15 protein-coding genes are annotated in these 21199 nt (G+C 70.2%); 7 read left to right on the top strand and 8 right to left on the bottom strand.

Annotation, left to right across the window (positions count from 1 at the left end; genetic code table 11):
- Positions 1 to 486: 486 nt before the first annotated feature.
- The gene (locus ACX938_RS07810) at positions 487 to 819 is read left to right on the top strand and encodes a hypothetical protein (RefSeq protein WP_232754269.1); all 333 of its coding nucleotides are present in this window, start codon (positions 487 to 489) and stop codon (positions 817 to 819) included.
- Positions 820 to 865: 46 nt separating this feature from the next.
- On the opposite strand, the gene ACX938_RS07805 is transcribed toward ACX938_RS07810, so the two are convergent.
- The gene (locus tag ACX938_RS07805) at positions 866 to 1936 is read right to left on the bottom strand and encodes a Hint domain-containing protein (protein WP_459430639.1); all 1071 of its coding nucleotides are present in this window, start codon (positions 1934 to 1936) and stop codon (positions 866 to 868) included.
- Positions 1937 to 2217: 281 nt separating this feature from the next.
- Between ACX938_RS07805 and dapE the strand changes: the two genes are divergently transcribed.
- From dapE to ACX938_RS07785, 4 genes are all read left to right on the top strand, one after another.
- The gene (gene dapE, locus ACX938_RS07800) at positions 2218 to 3360 is read left to right on the top strand and encodes a succinyl-diaminopimelate desuccinylase (RefSeq protein ID WP_459430638.1); all 1143 of its coding nucleotides are present in this window, start codon (positions 2218 to 2220) and stop codon (positions 3358 to 3360) included.
- Positions 3357 to 3776, top strand: a complete 420-nt coding sequence (locus tag ACX938_RS07795; protein ID WP_459430637.1) for a GNAT family N-acetyltransferase — start codon at positions 3357 to 3359, stop codon at positions 3774 to 3776. Before dapE ends, ACX938_RS07795 begins: the two co-directional genes overlap by 4 nt.
- Before the next feature lie 44 nt (positions 3777 to 3820).
- Positions 3821 to 6127, top strand: a complete 2307-nt coding sequence (gene rnr / locus ACX938_RS07790; RefSeq protein WP_459430636.1) for a ribonuclease R — start codon at positions 3821 to 3823, stop codon at positions 6125 to 6127.
- 96 nt (positions 6128 to 6223) lie between these two features.
- A complete protein-coding gene (locus ACX938_RS07785) occupies positions 6224 to 7507 on the top strand; it encodes a lytic murein transglycosylase (RefSeq protein WP_459430635.1) in 1284 nt (427 codons plus the stop codon).
- A gap of 11 nt (positions 7508 to 7518) precedes the next feature.
- Here the strand turns inward: ACX938_RS07785 and ACX938_RS07780 are convergent, their stop codons facing one another.
- The 6 genes from ACX938_RS07780 to carB all read right to left on the bottom strand — a co-directional run bounded on the left by ACX938_RS07780 (position 7519) and on the right by carB (position 16317).
- Positions 7519 to 7941 (bottom strand): hypothetical protein, encoded by a 423-nt coding sequence (locus tag ACX938_RS07780; RefSeq protein WP_459430634.1) that lies wholly within the window; start codon positions 7939 to 7941, stop codon positions 7519 to 7521.
- Positions 7942 to 8141: 200 nt separating this feature from the next.
- Complete coding sequence (locus tag ACX938_RS07775; RefSeq protein ID WP_459430633.1) at positions 8142 to 8624, bottom strand: RNA pyrophosphohydrolase; 483 nt, start codon at positions 8622 to 8624, stop codon at positions 8142 to 8144.
- A gap of 85 nt (positions 8625 to 8709) precedes the next feature.
- Complete coding sequence (locus ACX938_RS07770; protein WP_459430632.1) at positions 8710 to 10113, bottom strand: S41 family peptidase; 1404 nt, start codon at positions 10111 to 10113, stop codon at positions 8710 to 8712.
- A gap of 7 nt (positions 10114 to 10120) precedes the next feature.
- Positions 10121 to 11251, bottom strand: coding sequence for a murein hydrolase activator EnvC family protein (locus tag ACX938_RS07765; protein WP_459430631.1), 1131 nt, complete (start codon positions 11249 to 11251; stop codon positions 10121 to 10123).
- On the bottom strand, positions 11248 to 12765 hold the full coding sequence (gene gpmI, locus ACX938_RS07760) for a 2,3-bisphosphoglycerate-independent phosphoglycerate mutase (protein WP_459430630.1): 1518 nt from the start codon (positions 12763 to 12765) through the stop codon (positions 11248 to 11250). The genes ACX938_RS07765 and gpmI overlap by 4 nt, the downstream gene beginning before the upstream one ends.
- A gap of 168 nt (positions 12766 to 12933) precedes the next feature.
- Positions 12934 to 16317, bottom strand: coding sequence for a carbamoyl-phosphate synthase large subunit (gene carB, locus ACX938_RS07755; RefSeq protein ID WP_459430629.1), 3384 nt, complete (start codon positions 16315 to 16317; stop codon positions 12934 to 12936).
- 343 nt (positions 16318 to 16660) lie between these two features.
- Between carB and bchJ the strand changes: the two genes are divergently transcribed.
- Complete coding sequence (gene bchJ / locus ACX938_RS07750; RefSeq protein ID WP_232754281.1) at positions 16661 to 17215, top strand: bacteriochlorophyll 4-vinyl reductase; 555 nt, start codon at positions 16661 to 16663, stop codon at positions 17213 to 17215.
- A 497-nt stretch (positions 17216 to 17712) separates the two neighbouring features.
- On the opposite strand, the gene ACX938_RS07745 is transcribed toward bchJ, so the two are convergent.
- Complete coding sequence (locus ACX938_RS07745) at positions 17713 to 18966, bottom strand: SAM-dependent methyltransferase (RefSeq protein ID WP_232754282.1); 1254 nt, start codon at positions 18964 to 18966, stop codon at positions 17713 to 17715.
- 429 nt (positions 18967 to 19395) lie between these two features.
- On the opposite strand from ACX938_RS07745, the gene aspS reads away from it, so the two are divergent.
- Positions 19396 to 21177, top strand: coding sequence for an aspartate--tRNA ligase (aspS, locus tag ACX938_RS07740; RefSeq protein WP_232754283.1), 1782 nt, complete (start codon positions 19396 to 19398; stop codon positions 21175 to 21177).
- Positions 21178 to 21199: the final 22 nt, after the last annotated feature.

The following is a 21199-nucleotide window of genomic DNA, read 5'->3' as shown; positions in this document are numbered from 1 at the left end:
CGGAGAGCCCCCAAAGCCGCCGCACCGCCAAGTGCGGCCCCCCACATCCAAGCCCACCCCCGCGCTCAACACGCTCCACCAGAGGGCGCGCGCCGGACCGGGGGCCGGCGCTGCTGACTGCTGAGCTAAACGCTTAATCCCGGCAAGGTCAGGACTAGAGGCGAACTAAGCACGCCACTCCAAGGAGCGCCGGCCCAAGGGGCCGGTCCGGCGCGCGCCCGGCACCTTCGGTGCTATTCGGGCGCAAGAGGGCACTATGGCCCAAGCCCGGCATCTTCGGTGCTGTTCGGCCGCAAGAGAGCGCCACCGCCCCAGTGCGGCATCTTCGGTGCTGTTTGGGCGCAAGTGAGCGCCATGGCCCACGCACGGCACCTTCGGTCCTGTTCGGGCGCAGGACCCGCGCCTCCTCATACCGTTACCTCTCTAAACACGGCCAACCCCCGCCCCACGCTTGACAACCCCGCCCTCAGACCCGAGGAAGCGCATATGGCAAGCGAGAGCGGCAAGAAGCAGAAGGTCTACACCCTGGTGGTCCAGGTCGGGCGCAAGTCCGGCGACGGGTTGCCCGAGGGCGCCTCGGGCGCGGCGCTGATGTGTTACGCCTCGGGCGTGGACGAGGCCGAGGCCGTGCGCGAGACCGTGGCGATCCTGAAACAGGCCGACCTGGCGCCCCTCGACGTGACCGGCCACGGCACCGAGGAGGACCGCCGCGAGGCCGGCCACGAGATCGACGCCGAGGAGGCCGCGCTCATGGCCCGCGCGCTCGAGGAGAACTCGGTGATCGTGGCGCAGATCACGCCGTTCTTCGACAAGGACTGAGCCGGGGCTTCGGGCCGCCCGCAAGACCGCCCTCAAGCGCCCGGGCTCACGCCGCCCGGGCCTCTGCCAACGTCACCGCCTCGAAAGGCCGCAAGGTCTGGTAGCCCGCGCGCAGGTGCTCGGGGAAGCGCGCGTCCTCGAGCCCGGCAAACAGCGAGGCCGCCCGCAGCGCGCGGTCGCGGCGCAGGCGGCCAAGGTAAAGGCTCTCGAGCCCCGCGCCCGCCACCCGCAGCGCATCATGCCGCGCCAGCACCACCTGCACGTAGCTGAGGACGGTGCCGGTCTGCGCGCGGTAGCCGGTGAAGCCGTTGGCCAGCGCCTCGGCGGGGATCAGCACCGCCTCGCGCCCGAAAAGATATTCCACGTCCGAGCCGCCGATCACCAGCCGCTGCTGCGGTGCGATGGTGATGTCGCGGGTCAGCCCGAGGTAGGGCGCGCGCAGGGTCACCGGGGCGAAGGCGCCCATGGCGGGCACCTCGCGGGTCACCACCGCGACGACCTCCTGCGCGCCGCCCAGGGTCAGCACCCGGTCGCCGGGGCGCAGCGCATCGGCGCGGCGCGGCCCGCGCAGGGTCTCGACCGGGGTGCCGGCGGTCAGGCTCGGCATCGGGCCCACGGGCTCTACCGCGTCGGAGATCGCGCAGTAGATCACGTCGCGGTCGCGCTCGCAGAGCTCCGGCCGCTCGATCATCGTGTAGAGATCCTCGAGCATGAGCGGCGGCGGCGGCGGGGTCTCGAGCATCCGCACCCGGTCGCTCTCGGGGCGTTCGACGGTCAGCCGCCCCCAGCGCGCCGGCGCGTCCCAGGAGAAGGTGAGCCGCAGGGTGTCGGTGCGTTCCTCGCTCTCGGGCGGGACGACGGAGTGAAAGACCGCGTCGCCCTGGGCGAGGATCACCACCACCCCGCCGCCGGGCACCGCCTGGAAGGAGATGCGCCCGGCCCAGGGGTGGCGGCGCTCGTAGCCCAGAAGCGTCTGCGGGCGGCCCTCGGGCGAGAGCCGGGTCTCGATCACGATGGAGCCGCGGGTCTGCAGGCGGTAGCGCGCCTGGGCGTCGGGCCCGAAGACCGCGGCATGGGACCAGCGCCGTTCGGCGTCGGAGACGGCGATCCAGCTCATGCGGGGTGGTCCCGGAAGGCGCCCTCAGGCGCGCCACGAGACGCGACGCGCGGGGCGCTGCGGACAGGCGGCTTGGGCAGGACGGCAAACGGCAGAACCATGCGCCCAGCTATACGCCAGTTCCCCGCGCGGGGCACCGGCAAAGACCCGGTGCGGCGCGATTTCTGCGACAGACGGCGCGCAGGGCGCACGCGCCCCCCACCCCGGCCCGCTCCGCGCGGCAATTGCATTGCCGGGGCGGCTGGATTAGCCCAAGACCACGCCAGAGCCGGAGCCTCCCCATGCCCAAAGATCCCGTCGCGCTGACCGCCGAGTTGATCCGCTGCCCCTCGGTCACCCCCGAAGAAGGCGGCGCGCTCCAGCTCCTTGAGGAAGAGCTGACCGCGGCGGGCTTCGCCTGCGCCCGCGCCGACCGGGGCGGGGTGGCCAACCTCTTCGCGCGCTGGGGCGAGAAGGGCCACGCCCGCACCTTCGGCTTCAACGGCCATACCGACGTGGTGCCGGTGGGCGACCGCGCGGCCTGGAGCCGCGACCCCTTCGGCGCCGAGATCGACGCGGGCATCCTCTGGGGCCGGGGCGCGACCGACATGAAGTCCGGCATCGCGGCCTTCGTCTCGGCGGCCACGCATTTCGTCACCGAGACCCCGCCCGAGGGCGCGGTGATCCTGGCCATCACCGGCGACGAGGAAGGCCCCGCCCAGGACGGCACGAAGGCGCTTCTCGACCACATGCAGGCCGAGGGCGAGCGCATGTCGGTCTGCCTCGTGGGCGAGCCCACCTGCCCCGAGGAGATGGGCGAGATGATGAAGATCGGCCGGCGCGGCTCTCTCTCGGCCTGGGTCACGGTCAAGGGCGTGCAGGGCCATGCCGCCTATCCGCACCGCGCCAAGAACCCCTGCCACGCGCTGGTGCGGCTCTTCGACCGGCTGGCCGGGCGGCGGCTCGACGAGGGCACCGAGCATTTCGACACCTCCTCGCTGCAGGTGGTCAGCCTCGACGTCGGCAACCCCGCCACGAATGTCATCCCCGCCGAGGCCCGCGGTCTCTTGAACATCCGCTTCAACGACCTGCACGACGGCGCGTCGCTGTCGGACTGGCTGACCCGCGAGGCCGCCGAGGTCGACCGCGCCTTCGGCACCGAGACCCGGCTCGAGATCAAGGTCTCGGGCGAGGCTTTCCTGACCCCGCCGGGGCCGCTTTCGGACCTCGTGGCCGAGGCGGTCGAGGCCGAGACCGGGCGGCGGCCGGTGCTCTCGACCACCGGCGGCACCTCGGATGCGCGCTTCGTCAAGGACCACTGCCCGGTGGTCGAGTTCGGCCTTGTCGGCAAGACCATGCACCAGGTCGACGAACATGTGCCGGTGGCGCAGATCACCCAGCTTTCCGCCGTCTACCGCCGCATCCTCGCGGCCTATTTCGCATGAGCCTGGAGATCGCTCCGAGCCCCGATTTCGCCCCGGTCCGCGCCCTGCGCGAGGCGGTCTTCGTCACCGAGCAGGGCTTCGACCCGGCCGGAGAGTTCGACGCGATCGACGGTGAGGCGGTGCATCTCCTGGCCCGGCTCGACGGCGCGCCGGTGGGCTGCGCGCGGCTCTACGAGGTGGCGGGCGAAGGCCGGATCGGGCGGATCTGCGTCCTCTCCGAGGGCCGGGGCCGCGGCATCGGTGCAGCCCTGGTCGAGGCGGGGCTCGCGCATTTCCGCGCCCGCGGGCTGGCCACGGTCGCGCTTTCCGCCCAGGTCCGGGCGGCGGCCTTCTACGAGGGGCTCGGCTTCACCGCCTACGGCGGGATCATCGACGACGAAGGCGTGCCGCACAGGATGATGCGCCGCGCGCCCTGAAAGGCCCCGTGACGACCCCGGGCCCGCGTGCTAACTGCGCATCCATGGCACAGCTTCCCACCAAGGCAGAGATCCTCGACTGGATCGCCGAGAACCCGACCCAGACGGCCAAGCGCGACATCGCCAAGGCCTTCGGGATCAAGGGCGCGCAGCGCATCGACCTCAAGCAGATGCTCAAGGAGCTCGAGAACGAGGGGCATCTCGAGAAGCGCAAGAAGACCTACCGTGACCCCGACCGGCTGCCGCCGGTCAGCGTCCTTGAGGTGCTCGAGCCCGGCGCGGACGGCGATCTCTTCGCCAAGCCGATGGAATGGCACGGCGAGGGGCGCGAGCCGGTGGTGCTGATCGTGGCGCGGGACAGCGACCCAGCACTCGGGGCCGGCGACCGCATCCTGGCGCGGCTCCAGGAGGTGAAGGACACCGACCACGACTACGAGGCGCGGCTGATCCGGCGCATCGGCACCAACCCCAAGAAGGTGGTGGGCATCTTCCGAAAAAGCGCCGAGGGCGGGCGCATCGCCCCGATCGAGAAGGGCTCGGACCGCGAATGGCGCGTCGGCGCCGATGCCGCGGGCGGCGCCAAGGACGGCGAGCTGGTCGAGGCCGAGCAGATCGGCCCGCGCGGGCGCATGGGCGCGCCCCGCGCCCGGGTCACCGCCCGGATCGGCGATCCCTCCGAACCGCGCGCGGTCTCGCTCATCGCGATCCACCAGCACGGCATTCCCGACGATTTCCCCGAGGACGTCCTCGCCGAGGCCGACCGGATGAAGCCTGCGGGCCTCAAGGGCCGGACCGACCTGCGCGAGCTGCCCTTGGTGACCATCGACCCCTCGGACGCGCGCGACCACGACGACGCGGTCTATGCCGCGCCCGACGCGGACCCGAAGAACCCCGGCGGGCACATCCTCTGGGTCGCCATCGCCGATGTGGCGCATTACGTGCGCCCCGGCAGCGCGCTCGACCGCGAGGCGCGCAAGCGCGGCAATTCCAGCTATTTCCCCGACCGGGTGGTGCCGATGCTGCCCGATCGGCTCTCGGGCGATCTCTGCTCGCTGCACGAAGGCGTGCCGCGCGCCTGCCTGGCGGTGCGCATGGTGCTCGATGCCGAGGGCAACAAGAAGAGCCACACATTCGAACGCGCGCTGATGCGCTCGCCCGCCTCGCTGACCTACCAGGAGGTGCAGGCGGCTTTTGACGGCGAGCCCGCCGACCATGTGGCGCCGCTGCTCGACGACGTGGTGAAACCGCTCTACGCGGCCTATTACGCGCTCCGCGCCGCGCGCGAGCGCCGCCAGCCGCTGGAGCTGGACCTGCCCGAGCGGCGCATCCAGCTGTCCGAGGAGGGCAAGGTCACCAGCGTCAACTTCGTCGACCGGCTGGACGCGCACCGGATGATCGAGGAATTCATGGTGCTGGCCAATGTCGCCGCCGCCGAGACGCTGATCGCCAAGAAGACGCCGCTGCTGTTCCGGGTCCACGAGGAGCCGCCGCAGGACAAGCTCGAAAGCCTGCGCGACACCGCCGATGCGGCGGGGCTGACGCTGGCCAAGGGGCAGGTCCTGAAGACCCGGCACCTCAACCAGCTGCTCGCCGATGCGGCGGCGGGCGACGAGGCCGAGCTGATCAACCTCTCGACCCTGCGCGCCATGACCCAGGCCTATTACGCGCCGAAGAACTTCGGCCACTTCGGCCTGGCGCTGCAGAACTACGCGCATTTCACCTCGCCGATCCGGCGCTATTCCGACCTGATCGTGCACCGCGGGCTGATCTCGGCGCATGGCTGGGGCGAGGACGGGCTGTCACAGACCGACGTCGAGACGCTGGAGCAGACCGGCACGCATATCTCCGACACCGAGCGGCGCAGCATGGTCGCAGAACGCGACACCACCGACCGCTACCTCGCGGCCTATCTCTCGGACCGTGTGGGCGCGGAGTTCACCGGGCGGATCGCGGGCATCGCCAAGTTCGGCGTCTTCGTGAAGCTCGACGAGACCGGCGCCGACGGGCTGGTCCCGATGCGCAACCTCGGGCGCGAGTATTTCCACTTCGACCGCGACGAGGGCACGCTGATGGGCGCCGAGACCGGCACCGTCGTGCGGCTGGGCCAGCGCGCCCGGGTCAAGCTGATCGAGGCCGCCCCGGTGACCGGCGGCATCGCCTTCGACCTGCTCGAGCTCGAGGACCAGGAGATGCCCCAGGGTGGCGGCGGCGGCCGGCGCGGCGGCGGCAAACCGCCCCGGAAGACGCGCGGCAAGCCCGGCAAGCCGCCCAAGCGCAAGCTCGAACGCGCAAAGAAGAAGGACGCCGCGGGCAAGACCAAGGAAAAGCGGCGCCGGCTCTCGCGCGGGTGATCGGCAAGGCCTTGCCCGCCCCGCAGGCGGTGCTTTGCGCGGGCCCGCGCAGCGGATAGAGTGCCGCGCAAACGAGCAGCAGACCCGGTTAGGCCCATGAAACTTGCGCCGCTGTCCCTTGCCCTGGCCGCCCTAGGCACCCTGGCCCAGGCCGCGCCCGAGCTTTCCATCCGCCCCGAGGCCCGCCCCGGCGCGGGCCAGGCGCCCTCGCCCATCGAGGTGCTCTTGCGGCCCGAGGACCTCTCGGACCTGAGCCAGGCGGGCTTCGAGACCTGGATCGCCGCCTTCCGGCCCTATGCCCTGGCCGAGGGCATCTCGGCCGCGACCTACGACGAGGCCTTCGCCAGCGCGCGCTTCGATCCCGGCATCGTCGAGAAGGACCGGCGGCAGAACGAGTTCACCAAGACCATCTGGGACTACCTCGACACCGCCGTCTCGGACGCGCGGGTCGCCAATGGCCGCGCGGCGCTCAAGGCGCAGGGCGCGACGCTCGACCGGATCGAGGCGGAATACGGCGTCTCGAAAGAGATCGTGACCGCGATCTGGGGGCTGGAATCGGCCTATGGCGGCTTCAAGGGCACCACGCCGACGCTGGGCGCGCTCGCCACCCTCGCCTACGAGGGCCGCCGCGCCGCCTTCTTCGAGGCCGAGGTCATCGCCGCGCTGAAGATCCTCGAGGCCGGAGAGACCAGCGCGCCGAACCTGCGCGGCTCCTGGGCCGGGGCCATGGGGCACACGCAGTTCATGCCCTCCTCCTACCTGGAGCTCGCGGTCGACTGGACCGGCGACGGGCGGCGCGACATCTGGGGCGAGGACCCCGCCGACGCGCTGGCCTCGACCGCGGCCTACCTGGCCGAACGCGGCTGGCAGACCGGCGTGCCCTGGGGCTTCGAGGTGCTGCTGCCCTCGGATTTCGACTACCTTCAGGCGCGGCGCGACAACACCATGGCGCTGGAAGGCTGGCGCGGGCTGGGCGTGGCCCCGGTGGGTCAACCCGAGGTGCCCGCAGAGACCGAGCTGTCGCTGCTCCTGCCCGCCGGTGCCGATGGCGCGGCCTTCCTGATCTCGGAGAACTTCGAGGTGCTGGAGAGCTACAACACCGCCGATGCCTATGTGATCGCGGTGGGCCACCTGGCGCAGCGGCTCGCGGGCGCGGGCCCGCTGACCAACTCCTGGCCGCGGCAGGACCGGGCGCTGACCTACGACGAGCGGATCGAGCTGCAGGAGCTTCTGCGCGCGGCGGGCTTCGACCCCGAGAAGATCGACGGGCGGATCGGCCCGCTGACCATCGCGGCGGTGCGCAGCTACCAGGACGCCGAGGGGCTGCGGCCGGACGGCTACGTCTCGCTCAGGGTGCTGGAGCACCTGCGGGAGGGATAAGGCTTTAAGCCCTAGCGCAGCGCCTCGGGCGCGCAGCGCCCGCCGGTGAAACAGGTGGTGACGCGGGCGAGGTCTTCCGGGCTGGGCTCGGGGTAGAGGCCCGCCGGGCAGGGGCTCAGCTGCGCCACGTAATCCGCGCCCTGCTGCTCCAGGAAGACCAGGTGCGTGAGCCCGCTTTCGGTGCGCCCGCACCAGGGGCCGAGGCAGATCACGCGCAGCACGATCTCGCGGTCGAAAGCCCGGGCGAAGCCGTCGGGGCCAAGCGATTGGCCCGTCAGCCGGGCGGGAACGTCGGTGGACGCGGCCTTGCCCTCGGTGCCGAAGTCCTCCTTTGGCAGCCGCGCCTCGTCGAAGCTCAGCACACCCGTGACCACGACCCAGAGGTCGTCGTCGGCCTCGGCCATCAGGTAGTCGCGGGCGACATCGGCGGGCATGCAGGAGAGCGCCCGCGCGGGGCCGGGCAGCAGCGTGGCGGCGAGGAGCGCGGGAAGAATGGCTGCGGCGAGGCCGCGAGGGCGTGCCGGGACCGCCTTTGGCCGCTTGATCGGAGAGGCAAGACGCCCCACCGCTTCACACCACCCAAACCCGAAGCGCCGCGCCGGAGCCGTCCCGCGCCGCCTCCGGGCCTGGGCGCTCACAGCTTCGGGCCCAGCTCGGCGACCACCGCCTCGTAGACCGCGCGCTTGAACGGCACGATCTGGCCCGGCAGCTCGGCCACCGGCAGCCAGCGCCAGGAGGAGAACTCCGGGTGGTCGGTTTCGATCGTCACCTCGTCGTCGGTGCCCAGAAAGCGCAGCAGGAACCACTTCTGCTTCTGGCCCTTGAAGCGGCCCTTCCAGATCCGCGGCACGATCTCATGCGGCAGGTCGTAGGTGACCCAATCGGCGGTCTCGGCCTCGACGCGGACCCGCTCGGCGGGGATGCCGGTCTCTTCGAGCAGCTCGCGCAGCGCCGCCTCGCGCGGGGCCTCGCCGGGGTCGATCCCGCCCTGCGGCATCTGCCAGGCGGGCAGCTCGCTGTCGATGCGCTGGCCGACGAAGACCTCGCCCTTCGCATTGGCCAGCATCACCCCCACGCAGGGACGGTAGGGCAGCGCGTCGATCTCGGCCGGGGTCATCGGCACCTCGTCGGAAATGTTCGGGATCTCTGGAACGGAAACGCGGCGCGGCACCCCGGACGGGGCCCCCGCGCCGCGCATCGGCTTACTGGCTCTCGCTCTCGCCTTCGCCATCTTCGGGGGCGGTGACGCCGGCCCCCTGAGACAGGGCCTGCACCTCGGGCCCCAGCGCCGAGAGGCCCTTGAGGATGTCGATGGCATAGGCCAGCTGGTAGTCCTCTTCGCGCAGGGCCGCGGCCTGTTCGGCCTTCTCGCGGTCCTCCTCGATCTGGCGGATCTCGTCTTCGGAGAGTGAGTCGTTGTCGAGCGCGCCGCGCAGGTCGGCCTCGGAGCGGGTCGGCAGGCCGTTGGCCTCCTCGTCCTCCTCCTCTTCGGGCTGGCGGGGCGGCTGGGCGACGATGATGTCGGGCGAGACGCCGAGCGCCTGGATCGACCGGCCCGAGGGCGTGTAGTAGCGCGCCGTGGTCAGGCGCATGGCGCCCTGCCCGCGCAGCGGCATGACCGTCTGCACCGAGCCCTTGCCGAAGCTCTTGGTGCCCACGACGATGGCGCGGCGGTGATCCTGCAGCGCGCCCGCGACGATCTCGGAAGCCGAGGCCGAGCCGCCGTTGATCAGCACCACGATGGGCTTGCCCTCGGCGAGGTCGCCCTGGGTGGCGTTGTAGCGGTCGCCGTCGGCCGGATCGCGGCCCCGGGTCGAGACGATCTCGCCGGCCTCGAGGAAGGCGTCGGAGACCTTGATCGCCTGGTTCAAGAGCCCGCCGGGGTTGTTGCGCAGGTCGATGACGAAGCCGTTGACGTTCTCCATGCCGCCCAGCGTCTCGACCTCTTCGGCGAGCCCCTCCTCGAGGTTGGGATAGGTCTGATCGTTGAAGGTCGTGACCCGCAGGACCACCGACTGGCCCTGGGTGCGGGTGCGCACGGCGGTCAGGGTGATCGTGTCGCGCACGATCTCGACGTCGAAGGGTTCGGCCTCGCCCTCGCGGACGATGGTGATCAGGATCTCGGAGCCCACCGGCCCGCGCATCAGGTCGACCGCCTCGTCGAGGGTCAGGCCCAGCACCGACTCGCCGTCGACATGGGTGATGAAGTCGCCGGCCTCGATCCCGGCCTCTTCGGCGGGGGTGCCGTCGATCGGCGAGACCACCTTCACGAAGCCGTCTTCCTGGGTGACCTCGATGCCGAGCCCGCCGAACTCGCCGCGGGTCTGCACCCGCATGTCGGCGGCGTCATCGGGCGAGAGGTAGCTCGAATGCGGGTCGAGCGAGGTCAGCATGCCGTCGATGGCCGCCTCGATCAGCTCCTCCTCGTCGACCACCTCGACGTATTGCGCGCGGATGCGCTCGAAGATGTCGCCGAAGAGGTCGAGCTGTTCGTAGACGCTGGCCTTCTTCGCCTCTTCCTGAGCCAGAAGCGGGCCCACGAACTGGGTCGTCGCGACGATACCGGCGAGCGTGCCGCCGATCGCGGCCATGACGAATTTCTTCATGCCTTGATTATCCCTTGTCGGTTGCGAACCAGTCCAGCGGGTTCACCGGCCGGTCTCCCTCTCTTACCTCTATATAGAGCGTTTCGGGTCTGGCGTTTCCACCCCCCGCGCCGCCCTGTAACACAGAGGTGTTGTCTTCCGCGCCGCCCATCAGCCCGACCGGCGCGCCCGCCGGCAGCACCTGCCCGGCCGCGCCGTAGACCGTGCCGAGCCCGGCCAGGACGAACAGCAGGTCGGGCTTCGGCTCCAGGACCGCGACCAGCCCGTAGTCGAGCAGCGGCCCGAGGTAGCGGATCGTGGCCGAGACCGGGGTGGTCACCAGCGCGCCCGGCGCGGTCGCCAGCACCACGCCCGGGCGGGTGACGCCCGCGGCATCGGCCTCTCCGGCGCGGCGCAAGAGCTGACCCGCGACCGGCAGCGGCACCGCCCCGGGCTTGAGCGCGGCGTCTTCCTCGGTGGGGGCGACGGCGCCCTCGGTCAGATCGGAGAGCCCGCTGGCGAAGCCCGAGAGCGTCTCGGTCGCCGAGATCAGCGCGCCGATCCGGGCCGGGTCCTCGGTGAAGCGCTGCGGCAGGTCGGTCCGGTCGGCCACCGCCTGGCTCAGCGCAGCGCGCGCGGTCTGTAGCCCCTCCAGCCCGTCGCGCAGGTCCTCGGCGGCGTTCTCCTGCAGGAGCCGCAGGGTCTCGACCTCTTCCAGATCGCCGCGCAGCGCCACCGCCTGGGCCACGAGCCCCGGGGTCACCGCCGCGACCAGCATGCCCGAGCGCGCCGCGCCGACCGGGCCTTCGGGGTGCAGCATCTGCTGGGTCACATCGCTGCGCCCCAGGGTCTGCAGCGCCGCCAGAAGCTCGGCCAGCTCGCCCTCGCGGCCGGCGAGGCTGCGGCGCAGCTGGGTCTCGCGGATCGCCGCGTCGCGCAGCCCGTCGCGCATGGCCGCCAGCCCGTCCTCATAGGCGCGGATGGTCTCGGTCAGCGCCGCCACCCGGTCCGAGGACCGCTCGGCCGCATCGAGCCGCGCCGCCGCCTGGTCGAGCGCCTCCGCCGCGCCGCGCGCCCGCGCCGCGGCCTCCTGCGCCGCGAGCGGCGCGGGCCCGAGCGCGAGGGTCAGCCCCAGGCAGAGGAGCGCCGCGCGGATCATCTGCGGATGAGGCTCCGGCCGGTCATCTCTTCGGGCTGATCGAGGCCCATGAGTTCCAGGAGCGTCGGCGCGAGGTCGGCCAGCCGGCCCTTGTCGAGCCGCGCGCCCTCGGGCCCGCCGACCATGATGACCGGCACCGGGTTTAGTGTATGCGCGGTATGCGGCCCGCCGGTCTCGGGGTCGGTCATCACGTCGCAATTGCCGTGATCGGCGGTGACGATCATCGCCCCGCCGGCCTTCTCCATGGCCTCGAGCGCGGCACCGAGCCCCTGGTCGACCGCCGCGCAGGCGGCCTTGGCGGCCTCGAGGTCGCCGGTATGGCCGACCATGTCGGGGTTGGCGTAGTTCACCACGATGAGGTCGTAGCCCTTCTCGATGGCTTCGACGAAAGCCTGTGTCACCTCGGGGGCGCTCATCTCGGGCTGCAGGTCGTAGGTCGCCACGTCGGGGCTTTTCGGCATGTGCCGGTCCTCGCCCGGTTCGGGCTCTTCCTTGCCGCCGTTCAGGAAGAAGGTGACATGGGGGTATTTCTCGGTCTCCGCGAGGCGGAATTGCGTGAGCCCCTTGCCGGCCACCCAGGCGCCCAGCGTGTTGACCACCGGCCGCTTGGGATAGGCGGTGGTCATGTAGCGATTGTGGCGGTCGGAATATTCCACCATGCCGAGCAGCGCCGAAAGCGCGGGCGCCTCGCGCTCGAAGCCGTCGAACTCCGCATCACCCAGCGCGGCGAGGATCTCGCGGGCGCGGTCGGCGCGGAAGTTCAGGCAGAAGAGCCCGTCGCCCTCGGCGAGACCCGCGTAGCCGTCGATCACCGTGGCGGGGATGAACTCGTCGGATGTGCCCGCCTCGTAGGCCGCGGCGACGGCCTCGGGGGCGGTGCGCGCCAGTTCGCCCTCACCCTTGGCGATGGCGTCATAGGCGGTCTTCACCCGGCCCCAGCGGTTGTCGCGGTCCATGGCGAAATAGCGCCCGATCACCGTGCCGATCATCGCCGTCTCGGGCAGCTTGGACTGCAGCTCGGGCAGGAAATCGTCCGCCGATTTCGGCGCCACGTCGCGGCCGTCGGTGATCGCGTGGACGACCACCTCGAGCCCCTTGTCGGTCAGGAGCCGCGCGGCGGCGACGATATGGTCGAGATGCCCGTGCACCCCGCCGTTCGAGACCACGCCGAAAAGATGCGCCCGGCCTCCGGCTTCGGAGACGCGGCCTGCGAAGTCCAGGATCGCCTCGTTGGAGAAGAAGCTGCCGTCCTCGATCGCGAGGTCGATCTGGCCGAGGTCCATGGCCACGACGCGCCCCGCGCCGATGTTGGTATGGCCGACCTCGGAGTTGCCCATCTGCCCCGAGGGCAGCCCCACGTCCGGCCCATGGGTGGTCAGCGTCGCATTGGGGCATTCGGCCATGAGCCGGTCCATCACCGGCGTCTCGGCCAGCGCCGGGGCATTGGCCTCGCGGCGCTCGGACAGGCCCCAGCCGTCGAGGATGGTCAGGATGACGGGTTTGGGCATGGGCACCTCGCTGAGTTGCTACAGAACCCGCTTAACGCGAAGGCGGGGACACGAAAAGGCCCGCGTGCCCGCGCGCGGCGGCACGCGGGGACTTGCTGATCGGCTGGCCCGCAAACGGCAACGGGCCCGCCGTTGGGAGGCGGGCCCGTCGTGATGTCGGGATCTGACTTACCCTCAGGCGGGCAGCGCACCGCCCTGCAGGGATTTCACCACCAGCTCGCCCTCGCCCCGGGCCTTCATCGCCTGGGCGGCGGCATGGGCGCCGGCGAGCGTGGTGAAATAGGGGATCTTGTCATAAAGCGCGACCGAGCGGATCTCGCGGCTGTCGGCGATGGCCGCGGCGCCCTCGGTGGTGTTCATCACCAGCTGGATTGCCCCGTCCTTGAGCTGGTCGACCACGTTGGGCCGGCCCTCGTAGACCTTCTTGACGATCTCGGCGGGGACGCCCTCGGCCTCGAGGTAGGCCGCGGTGCCGCTGGTCGCGACGATGGTGAACCCCAGCTCCATCAGCGTCTTGGCGGTCTCGATGAGCTGCGGGCCCTTGTCCTCGTCCTTGATCGAGAGGAACACCCGGCCCGCCTCGGGCAGCATGTTGCCGGCGCCGAGCTGCGCCTTCAGGAAGGCGCGCGGGAAGTTGCGGTCCCAGCCCATGACCTCGCCGGTGGAGCGCATCTCGGGGCCAAGCAGCGTGTCGACGCCGGGGAAGCGCGCAAAGGGCATGACCGCCTCCTTAACCGAGAACCAGGGCATCATCGGGTCGGCCAGGGTCATCGGATCGGCCATGGGCACATCGGTGTCATAGTCGATCTTGTCGCCATGCGGCGGACGCTCGGGGAAGGCCGAGAGCGGCTCTCCGGCCATGATCCGCGCCGCGATCGAGGCGATGGCGCTGTCGGTGGCCTTGGCCACGAAGGGCACGGTGCGCGAGGCGCGCGGGTTGACCTCGATCAGGAAGATCGTGCCGTCCTTGACCGCGAACTGCACGTTCATCAGCCCGACTACGCCCAGTTCCAGCGCCAGCGCCACGGTCTGGCGTTTCACTTCCTCGATGATCTCACCCGGCAGCGAATAGGGCGGCAGCGAACAGGCGCTGTCGCCCGAATGGACGCCCGCCTCCTCGATGTGCTGCATGATGCCCGCGACATGCACGGCCTTGCCGTCGCAGAGCGCGTCGACATCCAGTTCGACCGCGCCGGAGAGATAGCCGTCGAGCAGCACCGGCGACTTGCCCGAGACCACGACCGCCTCGGCGATGTAGCGCTTGAGGTGATCCATGTCGCGGACGATCTCCATCGCGCGGCCGCCCAGCACGTAGGAGGGGCGGATCACCAGCGGGAAGCCGATCTCCTCGGCGATGTCGAGCGCCTGGGCGTCCGAGGAGGCGATGCCGTTCTTCGGCTGGCGCAGGCCCAGCTTGTTGACCAGCGCCTGGAAGCGCTCGCGGTCCTCGGCCAGGTCGATGGCGTCGGGCGTGGTGCCGAGGATCGGGATGCCCGCGGCCTCAAGGTCGTTGGCGAGCTTCAGGGGCGTCTGGCCGCCGAACTGCACGATGACCCCGTGCAGCGTCCCGGCCTCCTGCTCGACGCGCAGGATCTCCATGACGTGCTCGAAGGTCAGCGGCTCGAAATAGAGCCGGTCCGAGGTGTCGTAGTCGGTCGACACGGTCTCGGGGTTGCAGTTGATCATGATGGTCTCGTAGCCCGCCTCGGTCAGGGCGAAGCAGGCGTGGCAGCAGCAGTAGTCGAACTCGATGCCCTGGCCGATCCGGTTCGGCCCGCCGCCGAGGATCACCACCTTCTTGGCCTCCGAGGGGCGCGCCTCGCATTCGACCTCGCCCAGAAGCGGCGCCTCATAGGTCGAATACATATAGGGGGTCTGGGCCTCGAACTCGGCCGCGCAGGTGTCGATGCGCTTGAAGACGGCGGTCACGCCGAGCCCGGTGCGATGGGCGCGGATCTCCATCTCCTCGCGGCCGGTCAGCCGCGAGAGCCGCATGTCGGTGAAGCCCATCATCTTCAGCTCGCGCAGGCCGTCGGCGTCCTGCGGCAGGCCCTCGGCGCGGATCTTGGCCTCGGCCTCGACGATCTCGCGGATGCGGGCGAGGAACCAGGGGTCGAACTTGGTGACGCCCTGGATCTCGTCGTCGCCCAGCCCGTGGCGCATCGCCTGGGCAATGGTGCGCAGCCGGTCGGGCGTCGGCATGGAGAGCGCCTTGACCACCGCCGCGCGCTCGGCCTCGTCAAGCGGCGTGCCGCCCTCGGCGGGGGCCGAGACGCCGGCGATCTGCACCTCGTCGAAGCCCGAAAGCCCGGTCTCCATCGAGGCCAGCGCCTTCTGCATCGATTCGTGGATCGTGCGGCCGATGGACATGGCCTCGCCCACCGATTTCATCGCGGTGGTCAGCAGCGGCTCGGAGCCCGGGAACTTCTCGAAGGCGAAGCGCGGGATCTTGGTCACCACGTAGTCGATGGTCGGCTCGAAGCTCGCGGGCGTCACCTTGGTGATGTCGTTGTCGAGCTCGTCCAGCGTGTAGCCCACGGCCAGCTTCGCGGCGATCTTGGCGATCGGGAAGCCGGTCGCCTTGGAGGCCAGCGCCGAGGAGCGCGAGACCCGCGGGTTCATCTCGATCACGACCATGCGGCCGTCCTCGGGGTTCACCGCCCACTGCACGTTCGAGCCGCCGGTCTCGACGCCGATCTCGCGCAGGACCGCGATCGAGGCCGAGCGCATGATCTGGTATTCCTTGTCGGTCAGCGTCAGCGCCGGGGCCACGGTGATCGAATCGCCGGTGTGCACGCCCATCGGGTCGACGTTCTCGATGGCGCAGACGATGATGGCGTTGTCCGCGCGGTCGCGGACCACCTCCATCTCGTATTCCTTCCAGCCCAGGAGGCTCTCGTCGATCAGGATCTGGTTGACCGGCGAGGCATCCATGCCCGAGCGGCAGTAATACTCGAAGTCCTCGCGGTTGTAGGCCACGCCGCCGCCGGTGCCGCCGAGCGTATAGGCCGGGCGGATGATCGCCGGCAGGCCGATGTGCTCGAGCTCGGAAAGCGCGATCTGCACGCCGGCCTTCAGGTCGGCGTTGCCGTCGGGCTTCTTCGGCGCGGTGACGATGGTGGCCTTGGGGTTCTCGAGCCCGATCCGGTCCATCGCCTCGCGGAAGAGCGCGCGGTCCTCGGCCTTCTCGATGGCCTCGCGGTTGGCGCCGATCATCTCGACCCCGTGTTCGGCGAGGACGCCCATTTCCTCGAGCTTCAACGCGGTGTTGAGCCCGGTCTGCCCGCCCATGGTCGGCAGGAGCGCGTCGGGCTTTTCCTTGGCGATGATCCGGGCGACCACCTCGGGGGTGATCGGCTCGATGTAGGTGGCATCGGCCATGCCCGGGTCGGTCATGATCGTGGCCGGATTGGAGTTCACCAGGATGACCCGGTAGCCTTCTTCCTTCAGGGCCTTGCAGGCCTGGGCGCCGGAATAGTCGAACTCGCAGGCCTGACCGATGATGATGGGCCCTGCGCCGATGATCATGATGGACTGAATATCGGTGCGTTTGGGCATGTGAACCTCGTCTGACAGCGATGGTGCGCGCGCCCGCGAAGCCGGCCGGGGCGCAAATTGTCGTGCCTTATAGAGATGCAGCGGTGCGGTTCAAGCCCCGTCGCCCGGGCGCGCGCTGCCGCAGGCTTGGGCAGAGGCGGCGGCGCGGGGTGGTGCGGGCGCTGCAGGCGCAAAAGCTGTCAATTTATTATGACACTCGAATCTGTCTATCGGTCTATACTTTCCGGAGCGCATGGGACACCTAAGCAGGCGTCATCGCAACCCGGACCGCTTCTTTGAAGGGAGAAGCCACATGGCCACCGTCCTCGAACCGCCTCAATCGCCGTCTCGTCAGGCGCGCTTGATGGGTGCGAACATGGTGGCGCCGTTGCATGCCGTGCTGGAGCGGCACGTCTCCAAGGCCGACCGCGACGCGGTGTTCGCCGAGGCCGGGCTCGAAGACCTTCCCGCCGAGGACAGCCTTCTGCCCGAGGGCCAGGTCGCCTTCCTGCACCGCCGGGTGCGCGAGAACTGGCCCGAAGCCGCCGACGAGGTCCTGGACACCGCCGGACGCGTGGCTGCCGAGGTCTTCGTGACCGAGCGCATCCCGCCCAAGGCCCGGCTTCTGTTGCAGAACATGCCCTGGTCGGTCTCGGCCTGGCTGGTCGGCAAGTCGATCCGGCTCAACTCCGAGACCTTCGCGGGCTCGGGGCTGTTTGCGATCCAGACCACCAGCCGCTTCGCGATGTTCCAGAATCCGCTGGCGACCGGCATCGAGGCCGAACGGCCGATCTGCCAGTTCTACGCCGCGCTCTTCGAGCACACGCTGCAGCGGCTGTCGCACCGCGACTTCATCTGCCGCGAGACGCATTGCCAGGCGACCGGGCACGGACACTGCGTGTTCGAGGTGACGCTTTAGGGGTGGGGTTTCGGGTTGGTGACGGGGGCTAGGTGCTAGGCGCTAGGCGCTAGGCGCTAGGCGCTGAGATTGAGGCAGCTCCGGTGGCCGGTGCCAAGCGCACCTCCAAGCTTTGAACGCCACGACCTCCGCCGGACAACGCGCAACCGACGCCCGCCCCGCTCACGCGCCCCAAGCACAAACCCACCCGACACCCTCTCCACCAGCCCCACCAAAGGGCGCGCGCCGGACCGGGGGCCGGCGCTGCTGATCTCTGAGCGACGCGCTTTATCCCAGCAAGGTCAGTACGAACTGTGGGCTAAGCACGCCACTTGTAGGAGCGCCGGCCCATCGGGCCGGTCCGGCGCGCGCCCGGCATCTTCGATGCTGTTCGGGCGCAAGAGGCGCGGGCTGGAACGGAACGCGCTGGGGCGGGCAGTTGGCCAGCGGGTCTTGCGAGGTGACCTGCTCTCCACTCTCGCCACAAGCGCCTAACGAGGGCGCAAGAAGAGGCCCCCCTACTCCGCCGCCTGCCGGGTCCGGCCGTGGCGACGCGCCCCCCGCTCGCCGGGCGGTTCGGCCAGATAATCCCGGGTCACCGGCACGGCGGCGTGTTCCTTGGTCAGCTGGAAGTGGAACACGCCCTGGCGCTGCTCCTCGAAGGCGGTCTCGCAGGCCGCCAGGTAGAAGCGGAACATCCGCACGAAGCGGTCGTCGTGCATCTCGCGGATCCGGTCGCGGCTGGCCTCGAAGCGCTGGCGCCAGTGGCGAATCGTCCAGGCGTAATGCAGCCGCAGAACCTCGATGTCGGCCATCCAGAGGCCCGCCCGTTCGATCTCGGGGGCGAGGTCGGACATCGCGGGCACGTAACCGCCGGGGAAGATGTATTTCGCCAGCCAGGGCGAGGTCGGCGAGGGCGGGCTCGACAGCCCGATGGTGTGGATCAGCGCCACGCCCTCGGGGGCGAGCAGCTCCGAGACCTTGCGGAAATAGGTGCGGAACTGCGGCCGGCCGACATGCTCCAGCATGCCGACGCTGACGATCCGGTCGAAGCTGTCGCGCACGTCGCGGTAGTCCTGCAGCCTAAACTCCACCCGGTCCGCGAGGCCCGCCGCCTCGGCACGGGCCTGCGCGGTGGCCAGCTGGTTCTGCGACAGCGTCACGCCCAGAACCCGCGCGCCGTGGTCCCGCGCGAGCGTCAGCGCCATGCCGCCCCAGCCGCAGCCGATGTCGAGCACCCGCATCCCCGGCTCGAGCCGGAGCTTGCGCGCGATCAGCGCCTTCTTGGCCTCCTGCGCGGCCTCGAGGCTCATCTCGGGGTCGGTGAAATAGGCGCAGGAATACTGCATGTCGGCATCGAGGAAGAGCCGGTAGAGGTCGTCCGAGATGTCGTAGTGATGCGCCACATTGGCCCGCGCGGTGAGCGGCGTGTTGCGCTGCAGAAAGACCGAGAGCGCCATGCGCGCGCTGTTCAGGGTCTCGATCCAGGCGGGCATCCGGCCGCCGCGCTCGCGGGCGCGCTGCAGAAGACCGAGCGCGGGGTTCAGCATCTCGTCGGCGATCTCGATCCGGCCGTCCATGTAGCCCTCGCCCAGCGCCAGGACCGGGCTCAGGCAGAGCGCCCGGACGATGCCGGGGTCCTTGAGGCGCAGGCTGGCGCGCGGCGGCTCATCGGCGCCGTAGCGCGTTTCGCTGCCGTCGGGCCAGGTGACGCGCAGATCGCCCAGCGTCACCAGGCGGCGCAGCATGTCGTTCAGAATACGGTCCCACATCGTCGCCTCCCCAAAACAAGGGCTGTCAGCCGGGTCCGCCGTTCCGGGCGTCTCCAAATTACCCCAGAAAGGGGCCTCGCGACAAATTTTTCGTGTCAGGGCCACGGGTTGCGGGGGATGTTGTCGCAGGGCGGCCACGAAAAGCGGCAGTTTTCTGGGCTTTGGCGGCGAATTGGACGGACGCGCGACCCGCAGGACGGCCCCTCGCGCGGCCCGCACGCGGGCGCTGAGTCCCGCCCCGAGGTGCGCCCGCGCGGCGGGAACCGCCGCGGGACGGCCCGCCCCATGCCCGCATCCGTCCCGCAGCCCGCGCACGCCCATCAAACCCCCGCTCACAAGCCCCCTGCCCCGGGCTTCTGCTTGACTTCCCGCGCGCGGGGCGGTGTATCGGCGCCTGACTTCCCGAACTAGTTCCGAGGGGCCGACCCAATGCACGCCTATCGCAGCCAGACCTGCGCCGATCTTCGCAAAGAGCACGTGGGCCAGGAGGTCCGGCTTTCCGGCTGGGTCCACCGCATCCGCGACCATGGCGGCGTTCTGTTCGTCGACCTGCGCGACCACTACGGCATGACGCAGGTGCTCTGCGATCCCGACAGCCCGGTCTTCGCCGAGGTCGAGCGCCTACGCTCGGAGTGGTGCGTCAAGATCGACGGCGTGGTGAAGGCCCGCGACGAGAGCCTGGTGAACCCCAAGCTGCCGACCGGCGCGATCGAGGTCTACATCCGCGACATCGAGGTGCTCGGCGCCTCCGAGGAGCTGCCGCTGATCGTCTTCGGCGACCAGGAATACCCCGAGGAGACCCGCCTGCGGTACCGCTACCTCGACCTGCGGCGCGAGGTCATGCAGCAGAACATGGTGCTGCGCTCGGACGTGGTGGCCTCGATCCGGCGGCGGATGTGGGAGCAGGACTTCCGCGAATACCAAACCCCGATCATCACCGCCTCGAGCCCCGAGGGCGCGCGCGACTTCCTGGTGCCCTCGCGGCTGCACCCGGGCAAGTTCTACGCGCTGCCCCAGGCCCCGCAGCAGTTCAAGCAGCTGATCATGGTCTCGGGCTTCGACAAGTATTTCCAGATCGCGCCCTGCTTCCGCGACGAGGACCCGCGCGCCGACCGCTCGCCCACCGACTTCTACCAGCTCGACATGGAGATGAGCTTTGTCGAGCAGCAGGACGTCTTCGACACGATCTCTCCGGTGATCGCCGGCGTCTTCGAGGAGTTCGGCGGCTCGGCCAAGGTCGACAAGCCCGAGGACTGGCCGCAGATCTCCTATGCGGATGCGGCACTCTGGTATGGCACCGACAAGCCGGACCTGCGCAACCCGATCAAGATGCAGGTGGTCTCGGACCACTTCCGCGGCTCGGGCTTCGCGATCTTCGCCAAGCTGCTCGAGCAGGAAGGCACCGAGATCCGCGCGATCCCCGCGCCGACGGGCGGCAGCCGCAAGTTCTGCGACCGGATGAACGCCTTCGCCCAGAAGGAGGGGCTGCCGGGGATGGGCTACATCTTCTGGCGCGACAAGGACGGCGAGACCGAGGCCGCCGGCCCGCTGGCCAAGAACATCGGGCCCGAGCGCACCGAGGCGATCCGCCAGCAGCTTGGCCTGGGCGTCGGCGACGCGGCCTTCTTCCTGGGCGGCAAGCCCAAGGACTTCGAGCGTGTCGCGGGCAAGGCCCGGGTCACCATCGGCGAAGAGCTCGGCCTGACCGAGGCGGACCGCTATGCCTTCGCCTGGATCGTCGACTTTCCGATGTACGAGGCCGACGAGGACTCCGGCGAGATCGACTTCAGCCACAACCCCTTCTCGATGCCGCAGGGCGGGATGGAGGCGCTGGAGGCGGACCCGCTCAGCGTCAAGGGCTACCAGTATGACCTGGCCTGCAACGGCTACGAGCTGGTCTCGGGCGCGATCCGGAACCACAAGCCCGAGATCATGTTCCGCGCCTTCGAACTGGCCGGCTACGGCGAGGAAGAGGTGCGCAAGCGCTTCGGCGGCATGGTCAACGCCTTCCGCTTCGGCGCGCCTCCGCATGGCGGCTGCGCGGCGGGCATCGACCGGATCGTCATGCTGCTCGCGGGCGAGGACAACATCCGCGAGGTCATCATGTTCCCGATGAACCAGCGCGCCGAGGACCTGATGATGGGCGCCCCCTCGGAGCCCACCAGCGACCAGCTCATGGAGCTGCGCCTGCGAGTGATGCCCGAGGAGTGAGGCTCGGGGCCTGGGGCCCGAG

Source organism: Roseivivax sp. (assembly GCF_054552075.1).
This window is presented reverse-complemented; position numbering and strand designations above follow the sequence as displayed.